At 67.9% G+C, this 26376-nt stretch carries 26 protein-coding genes and 1 pseudogene; 17 read left to right on the top strand and 10 right to left on the bottom strand.

Going from position 1 to position 26376, the window contains the following annotated elements:
• The first annotated feature begins 10 nt into the window (after positions 1 to 10).
• The 6 genes from LOZ83_RS07900 (at position 11) to LOZ83_RS07875 (ending at position 5302) form a co-directional block, all read left to right on the top strand.
• Entirely contained in the window at positions 11 to 748 is a 738-nt protein-coding gene (locus LOZ83_RS07900; protein ID WP_236789593.1) for a TetR/AcrR family transcriptional regulator, read from the top strand.
• A gap of 143 nt (positions 749 to 891) precedes the next feature.
• The gene (locus LOZ83_RS07895) at positions 892 to 1542 is read left to right on the top strand and encodes a VOC family protein (protein ID WP_236789592.1); all 651 of its coding nucleotides are present in this window, start codon (positions 892 to 894) and stop codon (positions 1540 to 1542) included.
• On the top strand, positions 1539 to 1787 hold the full coding sequence (locus tag LOZ83_RS07890; protein ID WP_236789591.1) for a hypothetical protein: 249 nt from the start codon (positions 1539 to 1541) through the stop codon (positions 1785 to 1787). Before LOZ83_RS07895 ends, LOZ83_RS07890 begins: the two co-directional genes overlap by 4 nt.
• Positions 1784 to 3031: an alpha/beta hydrolase gene (locus LOZ83_RS07885; RefSeq protein ID WP_236789590.1), complete on the top strand. Its 1248-nt coding sequence runs from the start codon at positions 1784 to 1786 to the stop codon at positions 3029 to 3031. Before LOZ83_RS07890 ends, LOZ83_RS07885 begins: the two co-directional genes overlap by 4 nt.
• Positions 3032 to 3087: 56 nt before the next feature.
• Positions 3088 to 4032, top strand: a complete 945-nt coding sequence (locus LOZ83_RS07880; RefSeq protein ID WP_236789589.1) for a PDR/VanB family oxidoreductase — start codon at positions 3088 to 3090, stop codon at positions 4030 to 4032.
• Positions 4033 to 4057: 25 nt separating this feature from the next.
• Positions 4058 to 5302 (top strand): cytochrome P450, encoded by a 1245-nt coding sequence (locus LOZ83_RS07875; RefSeq protein WP_236789588.1) that lies wholly within the window; start codon positions 4058 to 4060, stop codon positions 5300 to 5302.
• Here the strand turns inward: LOZ83_RS07875 and LOZ83_RS07870 are convergent.
• On the bottom strand, positions 5220 to 5750 hold the full coding sequence (locus LOZ83_RS07870) for a MarR family winged helix-turn-helix transcriptional regulator (RefSeq protein ID WP_236789587.1): 531 nt from the start codon (positions 5748 to 5750) through the stop codon (positions 5220 to 5222). The two genes, LOZ83_RS07875 and LOZ83_RS07870, sit on opposite strands and share 83 nt — an antisense overlap.
• A 54-nt stretch (positions 5751 to 5804) precedes the next feature.
• Here LOZ83_RS07870 and LOZ83_RS07865 point away from each other — a divergent pair, with 54 nt between their 5' ends.
• On the top strand, positions 5805 to 7028 hold the full coding sequence (locus LOZ83_RS07865; RefSeq protein WP_236789586.1) for a multidrug effflux MFS transporter: 1224 nt from the start codon (positions 5805 to 5807) through the stop codon (positions 7026 to 7028).
• A gap of 5 nt (positions 7029 to 7033) precedes the next feature.
• Positions 7034 to 8023 carry an amidohydrolase family protein gene (locus LOZ83_RS07860; protein ID WP_236789585.1) on the top strand — a complete coding sequence of 330 codons (990 nt, stop codon included), beginning with the start codon at positions 7034 to 7036 and terminating at the stop codon, positions 8021 to 8023.
• Between the two features lie 6 nt (positions 8024 to 8029).
• On the opposite strand, the gene LOZ83_RS07855 is transcribed toward LOZ83_RS07860, so the two are convergent.
• The gene (locus tag LOZ83_RS07855; protein ID WP_236789584.1) at positions 8030 to 8995 is read right to left on the bottom strand and encodes an NADP-dependent oxidoreductase; all 966 of its coding nucleotides are present in this window, start codon (positions 8993 to 8995) and stop codon (positions 8030 to 8032) included.
• A gap of 92 nt (positions 8996 to 9087) precedes the next feature.
• Between LOZ83_RS07855 and LOZ83_RS07850 the strand changes: the two genes are divergently transcribed.
• From LOZ83_RS07850 to vanX, 4 genes and pseudogenes are all read left to right on the top strand, one after another.
• A complete protein-coding gene (locus tag LOZ83_RS07850; protein WP_236789583.1) occupies positions 9088 to 9690 on the top strand; it encodes a TetR/AcrR family transcriptional regulator in 603 nt (200 codons plus the stop codon).
• 66 nt (positions 9691 to 9756) lie between these two features.
• Positions 9757 to 10749: pseudogene (vanH, locus tag LOZ83_RS07845) on the top strand (D-lactate dehydrogenase VanH); the annotation flags it as partial.
• A gap of 12 nt (positions 10750 to 10761) precedes the next feature.
• A complete protein-coding gene (gene vanA / locus LOZ83_RS07840) occupies positions 10762 to 11796 on the top strand; it encodes a D-alanine--(R)-lactate ligase (protein ID WP_236790733.1) in 1035 nt (344 codons plus the stop codon).
• A complete protein-coding gene (gene vanX, locus LOZ83_RS07835; RefSeq protein WP_236789582.1) occupies positions 11793 to 12425 on the top strand; it encodes a D-Ala-D-Ala dipeptidase VanX in 633 nt (210 codons plus the stop codon). Before vanA ends, vanX begins: the two co-directional genes overlap by 4 nt.
• Here the strand turns inward: vanX and LOZ83_RS07830 are convergent.
• From LOZ83_RS07830 to LOZ83_RS07820, 3 genes are read right to left on the bottom strand one after another with little or no spacing between them, the layout of a single operon-like run.
• Positions 12365 to 13483 (bottom strand): HAMP domain-containing sensor histidine kinase, encoded by a 1119-nt coding sequence (locus LOZ83_RS07830; protein ID WP_255823436.1) that lies wholly within the window; start codon positions 13481 to 13483, stop codon positions 12365 to 12367. The genes vanX and LOZ83_RS07830 overlap by 61 nt on opposite strands.
• 10 nt (positions 13484 to 13493) lie before the next feature.
• Positions 13494 to 14177, bottom strand: a complete 684-nt coding sequence (locus LOZ83_RS07825) for a response regulator transcription factor (protein WP_236789580.1) — start codon at positions 14175 to 14177, stop codon at positions 13494 to 13496.
• 60 nt (positions 14178 to 14237) lie between these two features.
• A complete protein-coding gene (locus LOZ83_RS07820; protein WP_236789579.1) occupies positions 14238 to 15101 on the bottom strand; it encodes an oxidoreductase in 864 nt (287 codons plus the stop codon).
• Between the two features lie 61 nt (positions 15102 to 15162).
• On the opposite strand from LOZ83_RS07820, the gene LOZ83_RS07815 reads away from it, so the two are divergent.
• The gene (locus tag LOZ83_RS07815; protein ID WP_236789578.1) at positions 15163 to 15756 is read left to right on the top strand and encodes a TetR/AcrR family transcriptional regulator; all 594 of its coding nucleotides are present in this window, start codon (positions 15163 to 15165) and stop codon (positions 15754 to 15756) included.
• Here the strand turns inward: LOZ83_RS07815 and car are convergent.
• Complete coding sequence (gene car, locus LOZ83_RS07810) at positions 15731 to 19210, bottom strand: carboxylic acid reductase (protein WP_236789577.1); 3480 nt, start codon at positions 19208 to 19210, stop codon at positions 15731 to 15733. The genes LOZ83_RS07815 and car overlap by 26 nt on opposite strands.
• A gap of 179 nt (positions 19211 to 19389) precedes the next feature.
• Here car and LOZ83_RS07805 point away from each other — a divergent pair, with 179 nt between their 5' ends.
• Entirely contained in the window at positions 19390 to 20517 is a 1128-nt protein-coding gene (locus LOZ83_RS07805) for a sulfotransferase (protein ID WP_236789576.1), read from the top strand.
• Positions 20518 to 20531: 14 nt separating this feature from the next.
• The gene (locus tag LOZ83_RS07800; RefSeq protein ID WP_236789575.1) at positions 20532 to 21764 is read left to right on the top strand and encodes a pyridoxal phosphate-dependent aminotransferase family protein; all 1233 of its coding nucleotides are present in this window, start codon (positions 20532 to 20534) and stop codon (positions 21762 to 21764) included.
• Positions 21765 to 21771: 7 nt separating this feature from the next.
• On the opposite strand, the gene LOZ83_RS07795 is transcribed toward LOZ83_RS07800, so the two are convergent.
• Positions 21772 to 22146, bottom strand: coding sequence for a VOC family protein (locus LOZ83_RS07795; RefSeq protein ID WP_236790732.1), 375 nt, complete (start codon positions 22144 to 22146; stop codon positions 21772 to 21774).
• Positions 22147 to 22321: 175 nt separating this feature from the next.
• On the opposite strand from LOZ83_RS07795, the gene LOZ83_RS07790 reads away from it, so the two are divergent.
• Positions 22322 to 23092 carry a glucose 1-dehydrogenase gene (locus LOZ83_RS07790; protein WP_236789574.1) on the top strand — a complete coding sequence of 257 codons (771 nt, stop codon included), beginning with the start codon at positions 22322 to 22324 and terminating at the stop codon, positions 23090 to 23092.
• A 2-nt stretch (positions 23093 to 23094) separates the two neighbouring features.
• Here LOZ83_RS07790 and LOZ83_RS07785 read toward each other — a convergent pair whose 3' ends face one another.
• Both LOZ83_RS07785 and LOZ83_RS07780 read right to left on the bottom strand, forming a co-directional pair.
• Positions 23095 to 23451, bottom strand: a complete 357-nt coding sequence (locus LOZ83_RS07785) for a VOC family protein (RefSeq protein ID WP_236789573.1) — start codon at positions 23449 to 23451, stop codon at positions 23095 to 23097.
• Between the two features lie 30 nt (positions 23452 to 23481).
• Positions 23482 to 24159 carry a DUF429 domain-containing protein gene (locus LOZ83_RS07780; protein WP_236789572.1) on the bottom strand — a complete coding sequence of 226 codons (678 nt, stop codon included), beginning with the start codon at positions 24157 to 24159 and terminating at the stop codon, positions 23482 to 23484.
• A gap of 1006 nt (positions 24160 to 25165) precedes the next feature.
• On the opposite strand from LOZ83_RS07780, the gene LOZ83_RS07775 reads away from it, so the two are divergent.
• The gene (locus tag LOZ83_RS07775; protein ID WP_236789571.1) at positions 25166 to 25507 is read left to right on the top strand and encodes a DUF6401 family natural product biosynthesis protein; all 342 of its coding nucleotides are present in this window, start codon (positions 25166 to 25168) and stop codon (positions 25505 to 25507) included.
• Here LOZ83_RS07775 and LOZ83_RS07770 read toward each other — a convergent pair.
• Positions 25498 to 26286 (bottom strand): hypothetical protein, encoded by a 789-nt coding sequence (locus LOZ83_RS07770; protein WP_236789570.1) that lies wholly within the window; start codon positions 26284 to 26286, stop codon positions 25498 to 25500. The two genes, LOZ83_RS07775 and LOZ83_RS07770, sit on opposite strands and share 10 nt — an antisense overlap.
• Positions 26287 to 26376 lie beyond the last annotated feature (90 nt).

The following is a 26376-nucleotide window of genomic DNA, read 5'->3' as shown; positions in this document are numbered from 1 at the left end:
GATGGTGGACATGACGACCAGTTCGCGGCGCACGCCCGCTCGGCGGAAGGCGGAATCGGCCCCGGCGCGTGCCACGACCGCCCGCCGCGAGCTCGTCGAGAACGAGATGTACGAGCAGGCGACCCGGCTCTTCGCGGAGCGCGGGTTCGCCGGGACCAGCCTGCAGGACATCGCGGACGCGATCGGGATCACCCGCCCGGCCCTGTACTACTACGTCAAGAGCAAGGACGAGCTGCTCGCGAAGCTGGTCACGGAAGTGACCAACGGCCCGCTGAACGAGCTGCGGGAACTGGTCGCGACGACGGAGCTCGACGCGGTCGGGCAGCTCCGGGCCCTGGTCGAGATCATCGTGCACCGCCGGGCGACCCAGCCGGCGAGGTTCCGGCTGCTCATCCGCTCGGAGGCCGAGCTGCCGGCCGAGCTGACCTCCGCCTACGACGACAGCCGCCGCGCCGTGCTGCGGACGATCGCCGAGGTCATCGAGGCCGGCATCACGGCAGGGCAGTTCCGTCCCGTCGACGCGCGGGTGGCGGCGCTGGGCGTGCTGGGCATGTGCAACTGGGTGGCCTGGTGGTTCAACCCCGACGGCCGCGACAACGTCGAGGCCGTGACCGAACAGCTGACCGAAATGGCGATCGCCGCGCTGCGGCGGGCCGATCAGCACACGCTCGACGGCGAGGGGCCAGAGGCCGCGCTGAAGATGCTCCGCCAGGACATCGATCACCTCGAGCGCATCCTCAAGTCCTGATCTCCCAGCGGTTTTCCCGCACGCACCATTGAACGGTCGTTGCTGCCCATTGAATCGTCTCAAGCGTCAAACTGTTGACTCAATCGTTGATCGCGCGTACCGTTCGGGACACGGGCGCATACGAGCACTGCAGGAGGTTGGCCATGACCGAGTTGGACCATCGGGTGCGGGGCGTCGACCACGTGGCGTTCCCGACCTTCGATCCGGTCGCGACGGTGCGGTTCTACCGGGACGTGCTGGGTTTCCCGGTCGTGCATTCGATCTGCGCCGCGGGCTGGGGCCCGGAGGACCACCCGGATTTCATCCATTTCTTCTTCGACATCGGCAACGGTGACCGGATCGCGTTCTTCTACTACTTCGGCACCGACAAGGGGATCGGTGGCGCTGACGGGGCGAAGGGCGATGTCTACGCGCGTTTCGGCGCGGAGGTGCCCGAATTCTTCGTGCGATCGCGCCACCTGGCGATCCACGTCGAGAACGAGGACGACCTGCTGGAGTACCGGCGCCGGCTCGACGCCAGCGACTGGCCGGTCGAAATGCAGATCAAGCACGAGACCATCGAATCGATCTACACGCATGACCCGAACGGCTACATGTTCGAGATCACCCGCGCCATGCGCCCGGTCACCCCGCAGGAGGACCTGGACGCGAACCTGACCATCGACGCACTGCTCGACATCATGGCCGAGCCGGAACCGGCGTTCGGCAAGCTCTTGGCACGCAAGGCGGAACTGATCGTGGAACGGGCCGCGAAGTGGGAGTCGGCGCGCAGCCGCCAGGAGGCCGGGCGGTGACCACCCTGTACGTCCTCGACGTCCCGGAGAACACCCCCGTCGCCAAGGTCGCGGGCGAGGATCCGGCGGTGACTGTCGGGCGGATCGGTCCGTACTTCGAGATCAGCGCACCGGGCCCCATCGTGATCGACCGCCGCGCCACCGGATGCCGCCACGCCGTCTGGTACAGCGCCGTCGCCGGGGTCGCCAGGGACAGCCGGATCACCCAGCACGACAAGGACGCCCTGCGCGTGGAGCGAGCGTGACGAGCGCCGAACGGCTCGGCGCCGGCCGGTACCTCGCCGCCGGTGATCGCCCTGACAACGCCATTACGTCGGTGCACGGACTGACCACTGTGGACGGTGCGACCGTCCGCGGTGTGCTCACCACCGTGCCCGGCGCGACAACGGTCGTCTGCCTGATGCATCCGCGTCAGGACGTCACGCATCACCCGCTCGTCCCGCTGCTCCTCGACGCCGGCGCCGCGGTGTGGACCCAGCAGACGCGGTCGGTGAACAACGACCTCACGCTGGTCCACGAGCAGGCGCTGCTCGATGTCGCCGCGGGCATGGTGTTCTTGCGGGACAACGGCTTCACGTCGATCGTCACCCTGGGCCATTCGGGCGGGGGCACGCTGTACGCCTTCTATCTCGAACAGGCGGGATTGCCTGCGGCTGAGCGCATTGGCACCACGCCCGGCGGTCGTCCCGTCGCGCTTGCCGACGCCGACCTGCCTGTCGCCGACGGCGCGATCTTCCTCGCCCCACATCCAGGCCAGGGGCGGTTGCTGCTCGGGTGCATCGACCCCTCGGTGGCCGACGAGCGCGACCCGATGTCCGTGGTGGGAGAACTCGACCTGTTCGACCCGGCGAACGGGTTCGCCGAGCCCCCGGCGAGTTCCTCCTACGAGTCTGAGTTCCTGGCGCGGTATCGCGCCGCGCAACGCGATCGTGTCGCGCGCATTGACGCCGTCGCACGCGACCATCTGGCCCGCGCCGCCGAGGCTCGCGCCGCGTTCAAGAAAAGCGGTGACGCGGTCCACCGGCGCCGCTCATTGGCGCCGCGGATCATCACCGTGTACCGGACCGACGCCGATCCCCGGAACGTCGATCTGTCACTGGATCCCAGCGACCGCCCGTACGGATCGTTGTTCGGCAAGCGGCCCGACCTGATCAACTACGGGCAGGTCGGATTCGGGCGGCTCACCACCCCGGAAGCATGGCTGTCGACCTGGTCCGGGCTCAGCTCCAACGCCGATTTCGTCCGCTGCGCGCCCGGCGTCACCGTCCCGACCTTGTTTGTGGGGCTCACCGGTGACCAGGCCGCGTTCCCCGATGATTCCCGCCGGATGATCGACGCGCTCGGCGCGGAAGACCTCAGCACCACCCAGGTCCGCGGTCTGCATTTCGGCGGGCCCATCGCCGAGGGCGAACCCACCGCCAACGAACTGGCCGCCGCGGAAATCGCGGCCTGGCTGACCAAACGGTACGAACTCGCGCCACGATCCTGAACCTGCGGCCTCGGGTCGAACCACCCACTGACGATGAGTGGAAAGGCAACGTTGCCATGTCCTTGCCCATCGATCTCGATGTCTCCGCGCGCCGTCGGCTGACCGACGGCGTCGTCGAACTGGAATTGGTCGAGCCGGCCGGGTCCGCGTTGCCGGACTGGACGGCGGGCAGCCACGTCGACATCGAGCTCGGCAATGGCATGGTGCGGCAGTACTCGCTGTGCGGAACCCCGGGGGACCGGGAGAGCTACCGCATCGCGGTGCTACGGGAGCGCGAAGGCCGGGGCGGTTCACGGTACCTGCATGACAACCTGCGGAAGGGTGACCGCGTCCGGCTTGTGGGCCTCCGCAACACCTTCTGCCTGGCGGACTCCGCGTCCCGTTATGTGCTGCTCGCGGGAGGTATCGGGATCACCCCGATCCTGGCCATGATCCGTACCCTGCGGCGACGGGACGCGGACTGGGTTCTCCACTACGGCGGGCGGTCCCGGGAGCTGATGCCGTTCGCGGACGAGTTGGCCGGCATCGGGGACCGCGTCGTGCTGTACCCGCAGGACGAGGCTGGCCTCTTGCCCCTTCCCGCGATCGTCGAGCGCGCCGCCACCGACGGCGCGTCGCTCTACGCCTGCGGGCCGTCCCCGATGCTGGACCGGCTCCGGTCACTCGCGGACACCACCGGGGGTGTCGACCTGAACCTGGAGAGGTTCGTGGGCGCGAGCCCGGGCACCGCGGCGACCGAGTTCACCGTCAACCTGATCCGCAGTGGGCTGTCGCTGCGGGTCCCGCCGGAGTCGTCACTCCTCGACGTCCTCGAAGACCACGGAATCGACATTCTTTCCTCCTGCCGCAGCGGCATCTGCGGCACCTGCGAAGTGGATGTCCTGGCGGGAACGCCCGATCACCAGGACAGCATCCTCGACGACACCGAGCGAGACGAGGGGCGCGTCATGTTCCCCTGCGTCTCGCGGGCCGCGACCGCACAGCTCGATCTAGATCTCTGACCGATCCCCCTAGGAAGGCAGGCAGATGACCCACCAGATCAACGACGATCACCGGCTCCAGGGAACTCCGCACGGCGAGTGGCTGAGCGGTCTCACGGTCCCGGAACTCGACGCGCAGACCGACGAGATCTTCACGCGCCTCCGCAAAGAGCAGCCCGTCGCCTGGGTCCCGGCGCTCGGCGCGTGGTTCGTCAGCAACTGGGAGCTCTGCCGGGAGGTCGCCACCAATGCCGAGGACTTCCCGGGCGGCACCAATGTGATGGAGGCACGCCTGTTCGGCACGCCGCTCATCCTGGGGGCCGAGGGCGCCACCCACGCCGACCTCCGCCTCGCGGTGGGCGGGCAGTTCCAGGCGAAGTCCTTCAAACACCGGCTGGAAGAGCGGATCAGGCCGTTGGCGCGCGAGCAGTGCGCGAAGCTCGACGCGGCGCGCGGCTGCGAACTCATGCACGACTACTTCGAACCGGTCAGCGTGCTCAGTGTCGCCGACGCGCTCGGGTTCCGTGACCTGACCGCCGACACGCTCCAGCGGTGGTTCCACACCCTGGCGCTCGGGTCCGCCAACATCACCGACGAGAACGGGGAATTCCTCGATCCGCACGGTTTCGACGACGCAGACGTCGTGCGCGAGGAGGTTCGTGCCTACCTCACCGAACTGCACGCCGGAGAACGGGAAAACCCGACCGACGGCCCCGTCGGTCAGTTCTTCCGGGCCGGCCTGCCCGAGGGCGAGATGCGGGACGTCGAGTACCTCCTGCCTTCCACTTTGGTGCTGTTCCTGGGCGGCCTGCAGGAACCGGGACACGCGTGCGGGACGACCTTCCTCGGCCTGACCACCCGCCCGGAGCAGATGCGGCGCGTCATCGAGAATCCCGGGCTGCTCCAGAAGGCGATCGCCGAGGGCTTGCGGTGGATGAGCCCGCTGTACGGCGGGGCCTCCCGGACCGCCGCGCGCGACCTGTCGGTCGGTGGACAGGATGTGAAGGCCGGCGACCACCTCTGGCTGATCTACGGCTCGGCGAACGTCGACGAGTCGGAATTCGACGACGGTGGTCTGTACGACCTCGACCGGGAGCGGCACCCGAACCTGGCTTTCGGTATCGGCAGGCACAGCTGCGTCGGCAGCGCGTACGCGCCGCAGGTGGCCCGGATCGCCCTCGATGAGCTCTTCCAGGCGTTCCCCGACATCAGGCTGGACCCGGAACAGCCCCCGAACCCGGCCGGGTGGCTGTTCCGGGGTGCGCGGGAGCTTCACGCGCTCCTGCGTTGAGACCGCCCCGCCGGGTTCGCGCGACCAGTTCGGTCTCGATGCGGCGCAGGTTCGAGGTCATCGTCTGGATCTCCTCGGGATCGGTCACGATCCCGTCGAGCAAGCGGCTCCACACATCCTTGAGCCAGTTCAGGTTCTCCTGGGCCCGTTCGGTCGGATAGAGGCGTACCCGTCGCGCGTCGTGGGCGTCGACCTCGCGGCGCACCAGGCCCTTCTTCTCCAGCCCCCGCACCGCGCGGCTGAAGTTGCTGGAGATCAGCTGGGTCGACTCCGCCGCCGCGCTGGCCGACGTGCCCGGGTTCCGGTCGATGAACCGCATCACCGCGCTTTCCAGAGGTGTCCACGATTCGCCGGCGGAAGCGTCCTGTTTGGACGCGTGGATGAGCCGGCTGACCGCGAGGATCAGGTCGGCCAGCTCGAACAACTCCGACTGTTGCGCTTCGTCCACCCTGCGATGCTATCGTAGCTGTCAATTGATAGTTATCAGTTGACAGGAGATGTGGTGAACGCTCCGCCCCGCGACACCATCGCCGTTCCGCTGCTGCTCATGCTCGCCCTGCTGGCCAGCGTCGCGCCGTTCGGCATCGACCTCTATCTGTCGGCCTTTCCGCGGATGGCCGTCGACCTCCGCACCAGCGACACGGCCATCGAGTTGACCCTCACGACGTTCCTGCTCGGGCTCGCCGCCGGGCAGCTCGTCTTCGGACCGGTGTCCGACCGCTACGGGCGGCGCGGACCATTACTGGTCGGTGCGGTGGCCTTCGTCGCCGCGAGCGTCCTCGCCGCGTTCGCACCCACGATCGCCGTCCTGCTGGGCGCCCGCCTCGTGCAGGGGCTGAGCGCCGCGGCCGGCATGGTCATCGGCCGCGCGATCATCGCCGACCTGCTCACCGGCCGCGCCGCCGCCCGCGCGTTCAGCCTGATGATGATCGTCGGCGGGCTCGCCCCGGTGGTCGCCCCACTGCTGGGCAGCCTGCTGGTCGATCACATCCAGTGGCGCGGGGTGCTCGCCGTGCTGGCCGGCCTGGCCGTCGCCATGCTCGCCGGGTCGGCCGGGATCGTGCGGGAGAGCTTGCCGCGCGAGCGCCGGAAAACCGTTCGTGGCGGCGGATTTCGCAGGCTGGGCCGCCGCACCTACCTGGCGGCCACCGCCACCTTCGTCTTCTCGTTCTCGGTGATGATGGCCTACATCTCGGCGTCGCCGTTCCTGTACCAGACGGTCATCGGCGTCAGCGCCGTCGGCTACGGGCTGTTGTTCGCACTCAACGCGCTCGGCCTGGTGGCCGGCAGCGCGGCCGCGTCCCGGCTGCTACGCCGCAGCGACCCGCAGCGGATTCTCACCATCGGCGTCGCCTGGCTGGTCATCGCCTCGCTCGCCGTCCTCGCCGTCGCACTGCTGCCGATCAGTGTCGCCTGGCTGCCCGTGCCGATCTTCTTCGTGGTCTCGTCGCTGGGGTTCATCCTCGGCCCAGCCACCGCGATCGCCCTGGACGCGGTGCCGCACGCCGTCGGCGCGGGCTCGGCCGTCCTCGGCGCGGCCCAGTTCGGGCTCGCCGCGCTCATCACGCCGGTCGTCAGCCTCGGCAACGGCCGTTCCGCGATTCCGATGGCGATCACCATGGCCATCCTGGCCGTGCTCGCGGTGCTCACCCGCGCGATCGCATCCACCGACCCCGCAGTCCACCGCGGCCAGACCCTCGCGACCGCCAACACCACAGAAGGATGACCACCATGACGCTCATCGCCATCGAAGAACACTGGATCCTGCCTGAGCTGACTGCCGCGCTCACCGCCATGCCGGAGCCCCTGCGCGACGAAAGTCTGGCCTTCAACGAGATGGGCGACCACCGGCAGCGGCTGGAAGACCTCGGCGCGGGCCGGATCGCGGCCATGGACGCCCAGGGCATCGACGTGTCCGTGCTCGCCCTGACCCCGCCGGGAACCCAGCCGCTGCCCGCCGCGGAGGCGGTGCGCCTCAGCCGCGCGGCGAACGACCTCGCCGCCGAGGCCGTCCGCCGCCATCCGACCCGGTTCCGGTCGCTGTCGACGCTGCCCATGTCGTCACCCCAGGACGTGGCCGGCGAACTGGAACGCGCCGCGGGCCTCGGCCATGTGGGGACCATGGTCTACGGCCGGTCCGGCGACACCTTTCTCGACGACCCGGTCTACGACGACTTCTTCGCCGCCGCGGCCGCACTCGGGCAACCTGTGTTCATCCACCCACAAATTCCCTCGCCGGCGCTGCGCGACGCCTCCTATCGCGGCTTCGCCCCGACGACGGAGCTCGCCCTCGCCACCTTCGGCTGGGGCTGGCATCTGGACGCCGCGACCGCGGCGCTGCGGCTGATCCTGCGCGGCACCTTCGACCGGCATCCGGACCTCCAGATCGTGCTCGGCCACTGGGGCGAGATGCTGCTGTTCTGGCTGGACCGGGCCGACGGCCTGGCCCGCGTCGCCGGCCTGCCACGATCGGTGTCGGACTACATCCGGTCGAACTTCTTCATCACCACGTCCGGCATGCTCAATCCCGCGCTGCTGCACCACGCCCTGTCGGTGACCACGGTCGACCGGCTGATCTTCTCCACCGACTACCCCTTTCAACATCCGTCCAAAGAGGACATTCATGCGTTCCTCGGCCACTTCGCCTCCGACGAGGAACGTCAGCGGTTCTCCTCGGCCAACGCGGCGGCGCTGTACGGCATCGACCTCAGCGGTGACTAAGGCGGTTCACATGGTGACGACGATCTTTCCCACCGTGTGCTCGCGCATGTAGTCGACGGCTGCCTGGACCGCGTCGTCAAGGCGGTAGCTGCCGGTGATCCTTACTTTCAGCCGGCCGCTCGCCGCTGCCTCGGCGATCTCGCGCATGCCGCCGAGCTTGCCCTCCGCGTCCAGTAAGTAGTGCAGTTCCACGTCGTCGCGGCCGAGCTGATCCTGGGTCGGTTCCGGGAAGATGATCGTGACCAGGCGTCCGCCCGGCCGTAGCGCGCGGGCCGCGACGGGCAGGCGGTCGTGGTGCAGGACCAGGTTGAGGACCACGTCGACGTCCGAGGGGTAGTCGTCGTAGCCGACGATCTCGTCGGCGCCGAGCCCGCGCAGGATCTCGCCGTCGGCCGCGGTGGCGGCGGTCGCGATGATCTTGGCCTGCGTGACGGCGAGCAGCGGGAGCAGTGCGGTGCCGACCCCGCCGGTGGCGCCGATGACCAGGACCGTTTCCCCGGGCCGGATCCCGGCGACGGCTGCGGCCTTGTACGCGGCCGTGCCCGCGATGGGCAGCGCGGCGGCTTGCTCGACGGGGACATTCGCGGGCCGGTGGGCCAGATGTGGCGTGTCGGCTTCGAAAACCGCGTATTCGGCGAGCGCGCCGGTGCTGAGCGACGGCCGGTTCGTCCCGGCGACGAAGCTCAGCTGCCGGGGCATCGCCTGGCCGAACACCTCGTCGCCCGCCTGGTACCCCGTCACACCGGGCCCGGTCTCGGTGACCGTACCGGCGAACTCGTTGCCTGGCACGTAAGGGAATTCGAGCTCGGTGAGGGCGCGGTAGTCCCCGGCGACGACGCGGACGTCGGTCGGGTTGATCGCGGAGGCGGCGATCTTCACCTGGATCTGTCCCGGACCCGGCCTCGGCACCGCGAGCTCGGCGATCGAGAGCTGCTCGGGTGGTCCATACGCTGTCGCGACAAGGGCTTTCATGGGCGTCCTCCAATAAACGGACCGAGTGGTCAGGTTGGCGGACGCGACGGTACACGTAAACGGACCGAGCGGTCAACTTGTAGACTGGCCCGGTGACCACGCCGTCCCGGGCGCTGCGCGCCGATGCCGCCCGCAACCGCGAACTGCTGCTGGCCGCGGCCGAAGAGGAGTTCGCCGATCGCGGCCTCGACGCGTCGGTCGCGGACATTGCGCGCCGAGCCGGGGTGGGCAAGGGCACGGTGTTCCGCCATTTCGCGACGAAGGACGACCTGATCGTCGCGATCGTCCGCGAGCACGTCGGCGTCCTGGACGACGCCGGGCAGCGCCTGCTCGAGGCGGACGATCCCGGCGCCGCCTTGCTGGAGTTCCTCACCGAGGCGGCGGGCCGGCGGGAGCAGCGCGACCTGTCGTTCCTCCTGAACGCTGTCGACGCGGGGCCGGAGGTGATCGCCTTGCGCGAGCAGCTGAACCGGACGATCACCAGCCTCGTCGACCGGGCTCGCGAGGCCGGGGCCGTCCGGGCGGACGTCACCGGAGCCGACGTCGTGCTCCTGATGTGCGCGCCGAGCCACGTGGTCAGCTACCTGCCGGACCCGCCGCCTGACCTGTGGCGGCGCTACCTGGCCCTCATCTTCGACGGGCTGCGCCCGGAGGGCGCCCATCCGCTGGGCCCGCCGGCGCCGGAGTTTTCCTGACGCGTATCGCCGGCATATCGAAAACCGGATACGGCCCGGCAACGCCGTGCTGCCTTGACTGGGGGCATGACCTACAGCGAACCCGCGCGAACGGCGGGCCGCGCCGTGTCGCTGGCGTCCTCGGGGATCACGATTTATGGCTGCGGGCAGGACGAGGCCGTTTTGTTCCGGGAGATGGCGCCGCGCTTCGGCGTGCTGCCGACCATCACCGAGGAAGCGGTCTCCGAAGCCAATACCGAACTGGCGGCCGGAAACCGGTGTATCAGTGTGGGGCACAAGACCCGGATCACGGACGCCACACTTCGTGCGCTCAGCCAGGCCGGTGTGCGGTACATCTCCACCAGAAGCATCGGCTATAACCATCTCAGCGTGACGTACGCGGTGAGTGTCGGCATTTCTGTCGGGAATGTCGTCTATTCGCCGGACAGTGTGGCCGATTACACGCTGATGCTGATGTTGATGGCGGTGCGCCAGGCGAAATCCACCATTCGCCGTGCGGATGTTCATGATTACCGATTGCACGATGTACGCGGGAGAGAACTGCGTGATCTGACCATCGGGGTCGTCGGAACTGGACGCATCGGCGCGGCGGTCATGGACAGGCTGCGGGGCTTCGGCTGCCGGATAGTCGCCCATGACACCCGTCCGAGTACCTCTGCCGACTACGTTCCTCTCGACGAACTGTTGCGGCAGAGCGACATCGTCACGCTCCACACGCCGCTCACCGCGGACACGCACCATCTCCTGAATCGGCGACGTATCGAGCAGATGAAGCGCGGCGCGTTCATCGTCAATACCGGGCGCGGCTCACTTCTCGATACCGAGGCCCTTCTTGCGGCACTGGAAAGCGGCCGATTGGGCGGTGCGGCGTTGGACGTCCTCGAAGGCGAGGAAGGAATCTTCTACGCCGACCGTGGAAACAAGGCCATTGAAAGCAAAGCGCTGGTGCGGCTGCAGGAATTGCCCAACGTGATCATCAGTCCGCACACCGCCTACTACACGGATCACGCGCTGCGGGACACCGTCGAGAACTCGATCATCAACTGCCTGAAATTCGAAAATGGGGTCAGTGTGACTAGGGTGAAAATCGGCATCATGTTCGGGGGCTGCTCCGAGGAGCACCCTGTCTCCGTCAAGTCCGCGCGCGAGGTCGCCAAAAACCTCGATGTCGGAAAATACGAACCGTACTACATCGGGATCACGCAGGACGGCGCGTGGAAGCTCTGTGACGGCGTGGACGACCAGTGGCAAAACGGCCGTCCGGTCGTGCTGTCGCCGGACCGGAGCACGCGCGGATTACTGGTGCTGGACCAGGGAAAATACGAAACGATCGAGCTGGACCTGGTGCTGCCCGTCCTGCACGGCAAACTCGGCGAGGACGGGGCGATCCAGGGTTTGCTGGAACTCTCCGGCATCCCCTACGCGGGCTGCGATATCCAAAGTTCCGCCCTGTGCATGGACAAATCCCTCGCCTACCTGGTCGCGCGCAGCGCGGGAATCGCGACGCCGAATTTCTGGACCGTCGCCGCGAACGAGAACATCGATCCCGAGCGGCTCACCTATCCCGTCTTCGTCAAGCCGGCCCGTTCGGGGTCGTCGTTCGGCGTCAGCAAGGTGTCGCGGAAAGAAGAACTGCCGAGCGCGGTGGAGACCGCACGGCAGTACGACTCGAAGGTGCTGATCGAGGAAGCCGTCGCCGGCAGCGAGGTCGGCTGCGCCATCTTGGGGAACGATCTGGACTTGATCGCCGGCGAGGTGGACCGGATCGCGCTGTCTCATGGCTTTTTCCGAATCCATCAGGAGAGTACGCCCGAAACCGGTTCCGAGAACTCGACACCGATCGTTCCGGCGGACATTTCGGCCGAGTCCCGCTCGCTGGTCCAGGAAACAGCAAAGACCATCTACCGAGCCCTCGGCTGCCGGGGACTGGCGCGGGTGGACATGTTCCTGAAAGAGGATGGTCAGGTCGTCCTCAACGAGGTCAACACGTTGCCCGGGATGACCTCGTACAGCCGTTATCCCAGAATGATGGCGGCCGCGGGGCTGTCGCTCGCCGACGTGCTCGACCGGATGGTTTCGTTGGCGCTGATGGGAAAAATGCGATGAAAGACGACTTCGTCTTCGTGGACGAGTTCGTGCCCGGAGTGCGCTGGGACGCCAAGTACACCACGTGGGACAACTTCACCGGCAAACCGGTGGACGGCTACCTGGCGAATCGCATCGTCGGTACCAGGGCGTTGTGCGCGGCCTTGGAAAGGGCGCGGGAAAAGGCCGAATCCCTCGGCTTCGGCCTGCTGCTTTGGGATGGCTACCGCCCGCAACGCGCCGTCGACCACTTCCTGCGCTGGTCGAAACAGCCGGAGGACGGCCGGACGAAGCCGCGGCACTATCCGAATATCGACCGATCGGCGATGTTCGAGAAAGGATATGTAGCCGCCAAATCGGGCCACAGCCGGGGCGGCACGGTCGATTTGACGCTGTATCAACTGGCCACCGGCGAGCTTTCGCCCATGGGCGGTGACCATGACCTGATGGATCCGATCTCTCATCACGGCGCGGCGGGGATCACGCAGGTCGAAGCGAGGAACCGGCAAGCCCTGTGCGCCATCATGGAGGCCTGCGGCTTCCGGTCATACCCGTGGGAGTGGTGGCATTACACGCTGCGGGACGAGCCTTATCCGGACACGTATTTCGATTTCCCCATCACGGGATCGCAGGGAGCGGCGGGCAGGTGAACGGTGACCCGGAGCCCGCCGTCGGGGCGGGGCGTGAGGGTGAGCGTGCCGTCATGGGCCTGGGTGATGCTCTTGATGATCGCCAGGCCCAGGCCGACACCGGCGTGGTCGGTGCGGATGCGTTTGGTGCCGCGCTGGAACGGCTCGACGAGCGTGGAAACCACGTGCTGGGAAAGCTGCTCGCCGGTGTTTTCGACGGTGAGCACCACGGTTCCGGGATGAACGCTGGTCGCGACCCACACCGCGCCGTGTTCGGGCAGGTTGTGCACGATCGCGTTGTGCACGAGGTTCGTCGTCATCTGCAGCAACAGCGCGTGCGAGCCGATGGCGTGGGCGATCTCGCCGGAGGTCTCGATGGTGAGGCCGCGTTTTTCCGCGAGGGGGAGGAGCGTTTCGGTGGCTTCTTCGGCGATCAGGGACAGGTCGACGTGTTCCGGGGTGAAGGACCGCTGGTCGGCGCGGCTGAGCAGGAGCATCGCTTCGGTGAGGTCGATCGCGCGCGTGTTGACGAACTGGAGGCGTTGGATGAGTTCGCCGGTGTCGCGGTTCGGATCGTTGCGGGCGACGTCGAGCAGTGCCTGCGTGATCGCCAGTGGGGTGCGCAGTTCGTGGGAGGCGTTGGCGGCGAACCGCTGCTGTTCGGCGACGTGCGCTTCGAGCCGGGCGAGCATGGTGTCGAAGGCGTCGGCGAGTTCGCGGAACTCGTCCTGCTGCCCTTCCAGCTGGATCCGGTGCGACAGTGACCCGTTCGCGGCCAGGCGGGTGGCATGGGTGATGCGGGTCAGCGGCGCGAGCATGCCACCGGCGAGCAGCCACCCGCCCACGAGACCGAACACCAGCAGGAACGCCAGCACTACGCCCGCTCGCGGGACGAAGGCGCGCACGAGATCGGACCGGTTGGGCACGTTCGGCCCGCGGGGGATGGGGAACCCTTCGGGCAGGCGGATCACTTCGGGCACGTAGCGCAGCAGGAACACCCACACGGCGGCGAGGAGCAAGGCGCCGGCGACCATGACGAACGCCGCGTAGCTGAAGGTGAGCTTGAGGCGAATGCTCAAACCGGGCTGCCTATCCACGGTCCACTCCCGCGTGTCCGGTGTCGATGCGGTAGCCGACGCCGGCCACGGTGGCGATGATCCACGGTTCGCCGAGCCGTTTGCGCAGGGCCGAGACGGTGATGCGCACGGCGTTGGTGAACGGGTCCGCGTTCTCGTCCCATGCCCGCTCCAGGAGTTCTTCGGCGCTGACGACACCGCCTTCGGCGGCGACCAGAACTTCGAGCACGGCGAACTGTTTCCGGGTGAGCGCGACGTAACGCCCGTCGCGGTAGACCTCGCGGCGGAACGGATCCAGCCGCAGGCCCGCGATCTCCCGCACCGGCGGCCTGCTGTACGCGCGCCTGCGGTCGAGTGCCCTGAGCCGGAGCACCAGCTCTCGGAGTTCGAACGGTTTCGTGAGGTAGTCGTCGGCGCCGAGCTCGAACCCGGACGCCTTGTCGTCGAGCCGGTCGGCGGCGGTGAGCATGATGATCGGCATCCCGCTGCCGGAGGCGATGATGTGTTTGGCGATCTCGTCGCCGGAGGGCCCGGGGATGTCGCGGTCGAGCACGGCGAAGTCGTACGCGTTGACCCCCAGCAGCTCCAGCGCGGTGTCGCCGTCGCCCGCGATGTCGGCGGCGATCGCCTCCAGGCGGAGCCCGTCGCGGATGGCTTCGGCCAGGTAGGGCTCGTCCTCGACGATCAGCACACGCATCCTTCGATGCTATGAGCCGCGGTATATCGGCGGCATATCGAGCCGGGGCCGCGGCGAGCCTCAGCCGGGCACCGACACCTTGGTGAGCTGCTCGGAGACCTTCCAGAGCCGGCGCGCCAGCTCGGGGTCGCGGGCCGCTTTCGAGGCCTGCACCGGTTTGGGTGAGCCGTACATCTGCAGGATGCCGGGCCCCACGTAGGTGCCGCCGGGGATGTCGCCGGTGGCGGCGTACAGGGTCGGGCGCGCGCCGGCCGCCGCCGACGACGCGAGCAGGGGAGTGCTCAGCCGCATCAGCGTGTGCATGAAGCCGCGGGTGTCCGACAGCGCGCCGGTCGCCGCCCAACCAGGGTGTGCGGCGGTGGCGAGGACCGGCGAGCCTGCCGCCGTAAGCCGTCGCTGCAGTTCGAAGGTGAACAGCAGCACGGCGAGCTTTGACTCGTTGTAGGCGCGGGAAGCGTTGTAGCGCCTGCGTTCCCAGTTCGGATCGTCGAGATCGAGGCGGGTCGCCTGGAAGGCGGACGAAATCGAGACGACGCGGCCGGTGAGGTGCTCGCGCAGGAGCTGCGTCAGGGCGAAGTGACCGAGGTGGTTGACCCCGAACTGCGCCTCGAACCCGTCCTTGGTGCGGGTCAGCTCGGGCGGGTAGATGGTGGCGGCATTGTTGACCAGCAAGGAGATTTCGCCCTGCCAGTCGTCGGCGAAGCGCCGGACGGAAGCGAGGTCGGCGAGATCGAGCGCGCGAACCTCGGTCCGTCCGGGCAGCTCCGCGGCGACGGCTCGGCCTTTGTCCACATTGCGCACCGCGAGCAGGACGCGGGCCCCGGCGGCGGCGAGCGCTCGCGCGGTCTCGCGCCCGAGGCCGCCGCTCGCCCCGGTGACGATCGCGGTTCTGCCGGAGAGATCGGGAAGTGGGGATTCACTCATGCCGTCAATATAGGCACTGACAAGAATCTTGGCAACGACAAGATCGAGGTACGATCGACTTGTGTCTGCTGAAGCCCGCCCGTACCACCACGGCAACCTGCGCGCCGCGCTGCTCGACGCGGCCGAGCGCAGCGTCGAGAAGTCCGGGATGGAGCAGCTGTCGCTGCGGGAGCTGGCGCGGGTCGTCGGGGTCAGCCACGCGGCGCCGCGCGCGCACTTCGCCGATCGCCAGGCGTTGCTGACCGCGTTGGCGGAGCGGGGTTTCGACCGCTTGGGCGCGCAGTTGAAGGTGGCCCGCGACGGTGCCGGTCCGGGTTTCGGCGAGCGGTTGCGGGCGGTGATAGCCGAGGTCATCGCCTTCGCGAACAGCAGGCCCGTGCTGCTGGACCTGATGTTCTCCGCGAAACCGTACGGGGACAAGACGCAGCTGCCGGCGGCGGCGGAAGCCCTGGCGGTGGTATACGACCTGCTCGGCGACGGCGTGGCCGAGGGCGCGCTCGCCCCAGGCGATCCCGAGCGTTACGGGCTGCTGCTGTACTCATGGGCGCACGGCCTCGCGAGCCTGATCGCCAGCGGCGGCCTCGAACCCGAGGTGGCGGACTCACTGGTATCCGACGCGGTGTCGACGTTCATCCGCGGGAACGCCGCTGGCTGAGCGTGCCCAGCCCTCGCAGGTCTGTGCCGTACTTGCGGATGAGCGAAGCCGATACGTGCGGAATATCCTGCTCTGCGCCGATTTTGGCCGCCTGGACAGCCGCGCGGAACCGGTCGGCGGGGAACCTGGTGCGGCCGATGGCGGCGCGGGAATCGCGGAACGCGTGCAGCAGCGGCAGCAACGAGTGCCTTCGCTGCCTTTCCGGCAACGCCCGGATCGCGGTCTCGAAGCGCGCGTACCACTCGTCGTAGTCGTCGATCCGCACGATGGCGTGGCCGGCGTCGATGAGCCAGTCCACGACCACGTCGAGTGAGACACCGCCGCGCGGGTCGATGACATTGAAGGTGCGGTAGCCCTCCGTGGCCTGCTCGCCGAGCACCGTGACGGCCTCCGCGGTGAAGTCGACCGGCAGCCCGCCGTGGTGTGCGCGCTCGCTGTCACCCAGGTAGAAGGACCGCGGCGCGACGCCGGTCGCGATGAGGCTGAACAGCAAGCGGGTGAAGACATCGGGAACGTTCACCTGTCCGGAATACCGGCTGTGCGCGAGGATCATGTCCGACCGGAACACCGCCACCGGCAGGCCGAACCGCTCGTGCGCCTCCCGAAGCAGCACCTCGCCCGCCCATTTACTCGTCGAGTAACCGTTTGCGTAGCTCTGGTCGAGTTCGCGAACCGGGCTGGCGCGCCGGATGTCGGCATCCTCGTAGGTGGTCGAAGTCTGCGCGGAGATCACCCCCATCGTCGACACGAAGGTGAACGGTTTGATCCGCGTCGTCAGCGCCATCCGGATCAACTCCGCCGTGCCCACCACGTTGGGACCGAACAGCTGCTCGTACGGCAGCACGTGATTGACCAGCGCGGCCGGGTGCACGATCAGGTCGACCGTGCGGGCCAGCCGCTGCCACGTCTCCTCGTCGAGGCCGAGGGCAGGTTCGCTGACGTCACCCGCGAGCACCTCCAGCTGCTCCGCGGCCAGTTTCTCGAAGCGGCGCAACAACTCCGGGTCCCCGCTGTCGAACGCGCCGGCGAGCCGCCGGTGCGCGGCGGGGGTGCTGCTGCCCCGGACGAGGCAGATCAGCCGGCCACCCCGAGGCGCCAGTCGTTCCAGCCATTCCAGGCACAGGAACCGGCCGAGGTAACCGTTCGCGCCGGTCAACAGGACAGTGTGGACGGAGCTGTCCGGTGGCGTTCTGGTGAGTGCGGTGACGTCCATGAACTTCTCCAGCGTCAGCTCACTGGCCCGCACACTCCCGGACCGGTGCACGCTCGCGTACGTCGGCCGGTCCGGCCCGGGCTCCAGTGCCGTCTCGATGTGGTTCGCCAGCTGCCGCAGGTCGTTGGCGGGGCTGACGATGACGCCCACCGGAACGTCAATCCCGAAGATTTCCTTGAGCAGGGAGGAAAAAGACAGCGCCGACAGGGAATCGCCGCCGAGATCGGTGAAGTGCGCCTCGCCGCTCAACTCGGTGCTCGCACACCCGAGCATCGCCTGGGCCGCCCGCAACACGGTGTCGAGCACCGGTTGCTGCCGCCCGGTTCGGCGCAGCGCGCTCAGCTCGTCGGCCTCCCGCTCGGCGAGCTCGGCGTACAGCCCTTCGAGGCGCTCGCCGTAGTGCTCCTTCAGCTTGGGGCGCACCAGTTTCCGGACGTCGGACAGCAGGCCGTTCCGGGTGCTGAACGGTTCGGTCTCGACCAGGAAGTCGCGTGGGAGCTCGAAAAGCCGCAGGCCCGCATCCTTCGCCGTCTGCCGCAGCGACTCGCTGATCAGAGATTTCGCATCCTCACCGCGTTCGAGCGCGTCGGCCGTGGGCACCACCACTGCGAGCAGGGAGGCGCGCTCGCTGTTGCCGTAGACGAAGATCTGCCGGACCAGGGGACTGGTGACGAACACCGACTCCAGCCGTGAGACCGCCACGAACTCACCGTTGGACAGCTTCAGCACGTTCGTCCGGCGGTCGACGTAGGCCAGCTCGTCCGGCCCGGTCTCGGCCATGATGTCGCCGGTCTTGTAGTAGCCGTCGGCGTCGAAGATCTCCGCCGTCGCGTCGGGACGCTTGTAGTAGCCGGGAATGATGGCGTCCGTCTTGACCAGCAGCTCACCGCGCGGATGGGGCGAATCAGTGCGGAAGTAGCCCAGTTCCGGCACGTCGGCGAGCTTGTAGTCGCGCACCGGCGGCCGGCACACCTTCCCGTTGATCAGGATCCGGCCCGCTTCGGTCGAGCCGAAGCCGTCCTGCAACGGAACGTCCACACAGGACTCGACGAAAGCGGACATCTCGGCCGTCATCGGCGCGGACCCGCTGCCCGCCCACACAACCCGGCCGCCGAGGAACCGCTCGTGCAGCTCCTTGCGCACCGCCGCCGCGACCCCTTCGCCGGGCGCCCGCCGGTCCAGTTCGCTTTGGTACCGCTGGAAAAGCATGTCGCAGATGCGCGGCACCAGCCGCAGCGCCGTCGGCCGGACCAGTCCGATGTCCTCGAACAGCGTGGACAAGTCGCTCTTCGCCGTGAAGTACCCGATGCCACCGGCCGCGAGCGTGCCGGAAAAGGCGGCGCGCGCCGACACGTGGCTCATCGGCATGCAGTGCACGCCGATGATCGGCAGATCGTCGACCCGGGGCCAGAACCCGCGCCACGCCGGGATGACCATGCGGTCGGTGTACATGGCGCCCTTGGGTGTCCCGGTGCTGCCGGACGTGTAGATGAGCATCGCCAGCCGGTTGCTCGCCGGGTCGGCTTCGAACAACGGCAGCGAGGGCAGGGCCCTGCCCCGCGCGATGACGCCGGTCAGCGAGTCCAGCACGATCGGGCTGCCGGCCAGGCGCCGGTGCGCGGCCTCGAACTTCTCGCGCTGCTCGTCGACGTCCGGGTGGTAGTCGAAGACCACCAGGCGGCGCAACGATGTGCCGCCCAGCGCGCACTCGACAGCGGTGTCCAGCAGTTCGAGGCTGGTGGCGAGGATGCGTGGCTCGGTCTCGCCGATGATCGGCTTCAGGTGGCCGGCGGACACGCTGGAGTGCAATGGCACCGGCACCGCGCCGAGCCGGACGCAGGCCAGTTCGAGCGTGGCGTAGTCGGTGCTGGCGAACCCGAAGGTGGCGACGAACTCGCCCGCCCGCAACGGAGACCGCGGATCGTGGTGCCATTCGGTCGCGATCGCGCCGGCCCGTGACCACAGTTCACGGTAGCTGATCGTGTCGAACCGGGGCAGCAGGCGAAGTGTCCTACGGCCGGTCGCCGCATCGGTGACCAGTTCCTTCGCGCGTTCACCGAGGGCGGGCCGGTCGGCGTAGCCCGCCATGACGGTGGCCACGACCCGCCCGAGCGGCAGTCCTGGCTGCCGGATCGCCGCGGTGACCGACTCGAGTGGCCTGGTGTCGCGGAACTGAGCGTCGGTGGCGTGCAACTCGGCGACGCGGCGCGCCCGCCGGGCCTTCGAACCTCCGTCAATCATGACTACGCATTATGGGGGCGATACTGCCCAGAATTCGGCTTCGAGGGCATTGATCGCGGCCCTTCATGGCTTGATAAAGCCACGGAATCAGTTGGCTGGAAAATTAATTGTCTTCATATGCTCGTCATGTCACGAGAATTGTCGGACAACGCCGCCGGCGGATCAGAGGAGAATACTCAGTGGACAAGATCGGAACAGTTGAGGAACTGGAGACCGCAGCCTCCGATCTCACCGGGCTCACCGACTTCGGTTCGCCGGACTACCGGAAAGGGCTCGAGGTCCTGCTCGCTTCCTACCAGGAAGAGGCCGACCTGACGCCCGAGGGTTTCCAGCTGGTCCGGGACGAGCTGCGCGGCATCCTGATGGCCCGCCTGTTCAGCGAGGCCCAGTGGCAGCAGTACCCCGAACACGCCCAGGTCCCGATCGAGAAGCCCGTTTTCATCGTCGGCATGCCGCGCACCGGCACGACCACGCTGCACCGGATGCTCACCGCCGACCCGGCGCACCAGGGCCTGGAGATGTGGCTGGGCTACGCGCCGCAGCCGCGGCCGGAGCGCTCGACCTGGGCCGCCAACCCGATCTTCCAGATGGTGCAGAGCGGCATCGACGGGTTCGTCGAGCAGGTTCCGGGCTACCTGGGCATCCACAACCGCAAGGCCGGCGAAGTCGAGGAGTGCTGGCTGCTGACCCGCCAGTCGATGCTCTCGGCCTACTTCGAGTTCACCGGGAACCTGCCGACGTACTCGTCCTGGCTGGCGGACCAGGACTTCACCGAAACCTACCGGCGATATCGCCGCAGCCTGCAGCTGATCGGCCTCAACGACCCCGGAAAGCGTTGGGTACTCAAGTCTTCCAGTCACCTGGTGTGCCTGGACGCGCTGCTCGCGACCTTCCCGGACGCCCTGGTGATCCAGACCCACCGCAGGCCGGCGAGCACGGTGCTCGGATCGGCGTGCAGCATGGTGAGCAAGATGACCGAGGGCCGGTCCGCCACCTTCCGCGGCGAGGCCATCGGCCCCGTCCTACTCGAATTCGGCGCCCGCACGCTCGAGCGGTACGCCGCGGACCGGGCCAAGCACGACCCGGCCAGGTTCTACGACGTCGAGTTCGACGAGTTCACCGCCGACCCGGTGGCCGTCCTCGCCGGCATCTACCAGCACCTCGGGCTGGACCTCACCGACGACGTCCGCGCCGCCATGCGCGACGTGGTCGCCGAGGACGACCGGCTCCGCTCGCACCAGTACGACCTGACCGACTACGGCATCACCGCCGACGAGGTCGACTCCCGACTCGGCGCCCTGCTCTGAAACGAGGAACGATCATGACGCGGTCCGCGGACCCGGCACTGGCCCGCTGGGGTTTCTCCACCTGGCTCGACGGCGCGCGAGGAACCGGCGAATTCATCAAGCTGCCCGAGCTCGACGACGTCAACGACGCGATCGTCAGCATGGACGGCAAGAAGATGGTCAACTTCTGCGGTATCGGCATCCTGGGCTGGCAGCACGATCCGGACGTGCGCACCGTGTTCGCCGAGACGGCGGCGAACTACGGCCTGGTCGTCGGCGGCTCCCGGATCATCCAGGGCGTCTCCCGGCCGCACCTGGAACTGGAGGCGCTCGTCGCCGAGATCACCGGCAAGGAGCGGGCGCTCACCTTCGCCACCGGGATGCTCGCGAACATCGGCTTCGTGAACGCGATGAGCGCCCGGTTCTCGTTCAACAACGACGATGGTGTGGACAACACCGACACGGTGCTCGTGCTCGACCGCGAATGCCATTGGAGCATGTGGAAGGCCGCGGAGCGATTCAAGTTCGGCCGCAACCTGATCATGTTCGACCACAACGACATGACCAGCCTCCGGAGCGAGCTGGAAAGGCTGGAAGGGCGCAAGATCGTCGTCGGCTTCGAGACCGTCTACTCCGCGGACGGCTCGCTGGCTCCGGTCGGCGAAATCCTCGACCTGTGCGAGGAGTTCGGCGCGGTCAGCTTCGTCGACGACGCCAACGGTTTCATGGTGTACGGCAACGGCGGGCGCCGGTTCGCCGCCCAGTACGAGGCGCTGCGCCGGGTGACCTTCCAGATGGTGTCGTTCGGCAAGGGGGTCGGCCTGAGCGGCGGCGCCCTCGCGGGACCGGCCGACGCGCTCGACGCGTTCCGTTTCCTTTCCGGCACAACGGTTTTCACCACCAACATCCAGCCGCCGACCGCCGGCGCCATCGTGCACGTGCTGCGCCGGATGCGCCGCGACCCGTCGGTGATGGAGCACTATCTCGACCGGGTCGACCGGGTGCGGGAGCGGCTGCTGCGGATCGGGTGCACCATCAACCCCACACCGACGTACATCACGTCGATTCTGGTGGGCGCCAACGACATCGCCGTGCGCGTGCGCGCGGAGTTCATCGAACGCGGGTACCTGGTGCCGATGTTCGGCTACCCGGCCGTGCCGAAGAACCGTGCCGTGATCCGGTTGATGATGAACAACCGGCTCTCCGACGAACATGTGGACGGGTTCGTCGACACACTCGCCGAGCTGAAGCAGAAGTACGGCTTCTGAGCGCGGTTCACAGGTACGGCCGGGTGATCATCTCGATACCGTGCCCGGACGGGTCCAGGAAGTACACACCGCGGCCACCGTGCTCGGTATTGGTCTCACCGGGCCGTTTCCGAAACGGATCGGCCCAGTGCTCGATACCGCGCTCGCGAAGGCGGGCGTACGCGCGGTCGAACAGTTCGTCGTCGACCAGGAACGCGTAGTGCTGCATCTGGATTTCCACCGGTGGCTCGGCGAACTGCAGCAGGACCCCGTCGTCGAACAGGACATTGGTGAACACGCCCCAAGACGGCGCTTCCTCCGCCTCGAACAGTTCCCGGAAGAACCGGGCCGATTCGTGCCGGTCATGGGAAGCGATAATGGTGTGATTGAATTTCGCGGAAATGGTTTCTGCTCCTTGGCATGTGAAAACGGGGACGCGGCGGGCGGGCCAGAGCCCGCGCGGGCGCTCAAGGAGCTACCGGGTCGCCAATCCGTGCGTGGCTGTGAGCCGTCCCAGTATTCACGTCGCGAAACCTAACCCAGGAGCCCGGGCGAGGACAAGCCTCTAGGCTACGGCCATGAACCTTTTCTCCGTGTCAGGCAAGACCGTGCTGATCACCGGCGGCTCGCGGGGTATCGGCGAGATGATCGCCCGCGGCATGGTGGACGCGGGCGCGCGCGTGATCATCTGTGCCCGCAAGCCCGACGCCGCCCGGGCACTGGCCGCCGAACTCTCGCAGACTGGTGAATGCCACGCGCTGCAGGCGGACCTGACCTCCTGCGAGGACATCGAGCGGCTCGTGGCGGCCGTCGGCGAGCATTTCGGCGGCAAGCTCGACGTGCTGGTGAACAACGCGGGCGCCGCGTGGGGCTCGCCGCTGGAGGACTTCCCGACCAAGGGCTGGGAGAAGGTGCTGTCCACCAACGTGACCGGGTTGTTCGAGCTGACCACCGCGCTGCTGCCGGCGTTGCGCGCGGCCGAGGACCGGCCCGCCCGCGTGATCAACATCGGGTCGATCGACGGGCTGCGCGTGCCGTTCACGGAGAACTACTCGTACTCGGCCAGCAAGGCCGCGGTGCACATGCTGACCCGGCATCTCGCGCAGCGGCTGGCGGGCGAGGCGATCACGGTCAACGCGATCGCGCCCGGCTTCTTCCTCACCGAGATGACGAAATTCATGCTGGACGACCCCAGCATGAACGAGATGATCCAGAACGGGATCCCGCTCGGACGGTTCGGGCAGCCGGCGGATATCGCGGGCACGGTGATTTTCCTGTCCTCGACCGCGGGCGCGTACCTCACCGGCGCGACCATCCCCGTCGACGGCGGTGTCGTCGGCTGCGGCTGAGGTCAGACCTCCACGATGACGAGCCTGTTCCCGTCGGGGTCGCGGAACGTGAACATCGGCGGAACTCCTTGCCAGCGAAGGACTTCCGCGTCCACGTCCACCCCGGCGGCGCGCAGGGTCTCATGATCGGCGGTGGCGTCCGTGGTGGTGAAGCGGATGCCGGTGTCCACCCCGCCTTCGCCCACGACGAGCGCGACCGAGGTCGGTGACCCCGGCGGCGCCACCTCCAGCCAGCGCGTGCCCCCGCCCGGGAGATCGCGGCGCTTCTCGAACCCGAGCGTGCCCACGTAGAACTCGAACGCCCGTTCCTGATCGGCGACGGGGATTGCCACCGTCGCCATCCCGTTGATCTGTGTCATACGCGAAGAGACCGGCGACGGCGGCGAAACTCATCGCCAGATCGCGCTCGGCCACCCGTCGCTGAACGCCTCCGGCGGATCGGGCATCGCGCGGGCCTCGCCCGCCGCGACCCGGCGCGCGGTCCAGGCGACGACCGCCGCGTCGAGCACGTCGTCGACCCCGGCGAATCGGCCGGGCGAGCCCAGGTCGTGGAGGTCGATTCCGGCGTTGCCGAGCAGGCCACGGCGCAGTTCGGCCCCCGCCCACGTGTGCTTACTCGCGGTGAGCGGCTCGCCCGCCAACGTGGCGAAGCTAACCTCGGGATGCACCTCGACGACCCGATGGTGTGTCACGCGCGCCCACGCCTCGACCTGCAAGAGCTTCGGTGTCAAGCGGAAGGCCTGCATGGAGATGCCCTCGCCGGCGAGCTTCCGGTTCAGCTCACTCGCGGTCCGGTGATCAGGCGCCGAAAGCGCGGGCCGGACCGGTGTGATGAACACGGAGGCGCGGAGTCGGCCGATAGCCTGGCGGGCCAGCACATCGGCCTGCCGCCGCGTGGTGTCGGGCAACCCGATCGGGATATCGATACCGACGACGTCGACGGGCCCATCGGCTTCAGCCCGCCCGACCAACTCCGCGATGGTCCCGGCGACGTAAGCGCACCCATCGCCGAGCGCCACGCCGAACCACCCGGCTTTACAGGCATCCACACCCAGTACCCGAGACACGGGGAGATTTTCGCAGGGCGGGGCGTGAGGCCACGGGCCGAGTTGGGTGGTCATCCCGTCGCCTGACACAGGAACGATCACTTTTCGTCAGGGCCGCAACCTTGGCTGGGTCCGGCGGCCGAGAACACAAAGCTTGCGGCTCTGGCGAAAAGTGATATTCGAAAACCGCAGGCGACGGGATGACCACCCAACTCAGCCACCTCGAAAAGGTGAGATCCCCTGGGCCCCCTCATCCTGGAGCCTGCCCGTCCGGCGAGGACATCTTTTTCTTTTCCCTCGCGCTCCGCGCGAGGGTCCCGGCGCTTCGCGCCGGGTCCGGGGCTTCGCCCACCCCGATCGCCTGATCGTCTAACGGTTGGCACGTCGTATCAAGGGCGCCTTCGGCGTCGCTATCGCGATGACCGCTGGCGCGGTCACCCTTGACACGACGTGCCAACCGCTAGGGCGGCTTTCTATCGGGGTTGGGGGAGGTGTGGATGGGCTGCTTCTCGCTGTCCCGTTCCGTCCCGCTCCGTTCCCTTCCGTTCCCAGGTCCCGTGGCGCCGGCCTTGTTGTCACCATTCTTTGCCGGGCCTAGGCCCCGCGCGTGTTTGCCCGCCGCGCGGGCGTGTTTGCCGCTTGCGCGCGTGAGTTTGCCCGCTGCGCGCGCGTGTTTGCTCGCTGTGCGCATGAGTTTGCCGTTCGCGGGGTGAGCAGGCCCGCCGCGCGCCTCGTTTGCCGTTCGCGTGGCCGTGTTTGCCCGCCGCGCGGGTGTGTTAGCTCGTCGCGTCCGCGTGTTTGCTCGTCGCGTCCGCGTGTTTGCTCGCTGTGCGCGTGAGTTTGCCCCTCACGTGCGCGAGTTCGCTGTTCGTGCGGGTGTGGTGGCTCGCAGTGCGGGGGTGGTTGCCACCCCACCTGAAACGTCAGCACCACAGCGCGTCAAGCTGTGGTTTTGGCGCGATCGGCCGCGCCGGATCGGTCACAATCCCGACCCTCGAATACACCCGTTCGGGTTACCGTGGGCGCTATGGCAGGTTGGGTGGCCGAGTTCTCGGCGCGCAGGACGCTGGACCGGTTGCACACGCAGTTGAGCGCCGGTCTGTTGGCGGCTGCGGCGACGCCGGGGTTGCTCGCGGCGATCGACCAGCACGCCGCCGCGGTTCGCGACATTGTGACGTACGGCGTGGAGGGCTCAGCGGCCATCGCCGGGGTCGTGTTGCTCGCGGGGTACGCCAGCGGGCTCCTTGACCAGGCCAAGGAGCACGGCTGGCGCTTCACCTCACCCGCGGACTGGACCCGCGCCGACTGGTTCACCGCCCGCCTGCTCGCGATCTGCTCGCTCGCCAGGCGGTTCGACGCTCATTCTTGACGCTGCGGCGCGGAAGCCGGTATCTCCTCGGTCGCCGGTTCGGCATGCCGGGCCGCATCCTCGCGGCCACGCTGATAAGCCTCCGCATGCGCCTTGGCCGCGGGCAACTCGCTTTCCGCCCGGCCCAGCCAGTTCTCCCACCGCTGCTGCATCGGCCGAACCAGACCACCGCCCACCCCGACGACGATCACGCCGGCCACGATGGCGAGCACGGTGACCAGCACCGGCGTGGTCACCGTCGTCGCGACGCCGATCTGGTTCAGCGCGGCGATGATGCCCAGGCCCCAGATGAACACCGCGGCCACGGTCGCGAGCACCTTCCCGTAGGACAACCCGCCGAGCGCGCTGCCCACGAGATCCCGCACCGCCCGGGCGATGGCACCGGCGATCACCACGATGATGATCGCGACCACCGCCTTCGGCAGCCACGCGACGATGCTCGTCACCATCGAGCTCACGGGGTTCGGCCCGAACGCGCCGAGTGCGATCTGCAAGAAAATCAGCAAGATCGCGTAGTACACGAGCTTGCTGATGATGCCCGTGGCGTCGTACTTGCTGTTCGCCAGCATCTGTTTGATGCCACCACGTTCGACCACCCGGTCAAAACCGACCTTGCCGAGGATCGTGCTCACGACCTTCGCGAGCACCTTCGCCACGATCCAGCCGATCAGCATGATCACCAGGAACGCGGCTAACTTGGGGACGAAGGTGGCAACCGCGCTCCAGGCGTTCGACACGCCCTGTCCGAAGTCGACAGCTGCCAAATAACTTGTGGCCACTGGGTTTCTCCTTCCTGGAAAATCAATGACGAAATAGTGGGTCGGCCTGCGAAGTTCCGCAAAAGCTGAGTCACTCGGTCGAGTGGGACG

Origin of the sequence: Amycolatopsis sp. GM8 (assembly GCF_021653975.1) — a bacterium.
Taxonomy (GTDB): domain Bacteria; phylum Actinomycetota; class Actinomycetes; order Mycobacteriales; family Pseudonocardiaceae; genus Amycolatopsis_E.
Note: the sequence above shows the minus strand (reverse complement) of the source record. Positions and strands in the feature narration are given on the sequence as shown.

Excerpts from the sequence above, each read along its gene's own strand:
- LOZ83_RS07900 (WP_236789593.1), top strand. The coding sequence starts at position 11 with ATGACGACCAGTTCGCGGCGCACGCCCGCTCGGCGGAAGGCGGAATCG.
- LOZ83_RS07895 (WP_236789592.1), top strand. The coding sequence starts at position 892 with ATGACCGAGTTGGACCATCGGGTGCGGGGCGTCGACCACGTGGCGTTC.
- LOZ83_RS07880 (WP_236789589.1), top strand. The coding sequence starts at position 3,088 with ATGTCCTTGCCCATCGATCTCGATGTCTCCGCGCGCCGTCGGCTGACC.
- LOZ83_RS07875 (WP_236789588.1), top strand. The coding sequence starts at position 4,058 with ATGACCCACCAGATCAACGACGATCACCGGCTCCAGGGAACTCCGCAC.
- LOZ83_RS07860 (WP_236789585.1), top strand. The coding sequence starts at position 7,034 with ATGACGCTCATCGCCATCGAAGAACACTGGATCCTGCCTGAGCTGACT.
- LOZ83_RS07855 (WP_236789584.1), bottom strand. The coding sequence starts at position 8,995 with ATGAAAGCCCTTGTCGCGACAGCGTATGGACCACCCGAGCAGCTCTCG.
- vanX (WP_236789582.1), top strand. The coding sequence starts at position 11,793 with ATGAAAGACGACTTCGTCTTCGTGGACGAGTTCGTGCCCGGAGTGCGC.
- LOZ83_RS07825 (WP_236789580.1), bottom strand. The coding sequence starts at position 14,177 with ATGCGTGTGCTGATCGTCGAGGACGAGCCCTACCTGGCCGAAGCCATC.
- LOZ83_RS07820 (WP_236789579.1), bottom strand. The coding sequence starts at position 15,101 with ATGAGTGAATCCCCACTTCCCGATCTCTCCGGCAGAACCGCGATCGTC.
- car (WP_236789577.1), bottom strand. The coding sequence starts at position 19,210 with ATGATTGACGGAGGTTCGAAGGCCCGGCGGGCGCGCCGCGTCGCCGAG.
- LOZ83_RS07800 (WP_236789575.1), top strand. The coding sequence starts at position 20,532 with ATGACGCGGTCCGCGGACCCGGCACTGGCCCGCTGGGGTTTCTCCACC.
- LOZ83_RS07790 (WP_236789574.1), top strand. The coding sequence starts at position 22,322 with ATGAACCTTTTCTCCGTGTCAGGCAAGACCGTGCTGATCACCGGCGGC.
- LOZ83_RS07785 (WP_236789573.1), bottom strand. The coding sequence starts at position 23,451 with ATGACACAGATCAACGGGATGGCGACGGTGGCAATCCCCGTCGCCGAT.
- LOZ83_RS07775 (WP_236789571.1), top strand. The coding sequence starts at position 25,166 with ATGGCAGGTTGGGTGGCCGAGTTCTCGGCGCGCAGGACGCTGGACCGG.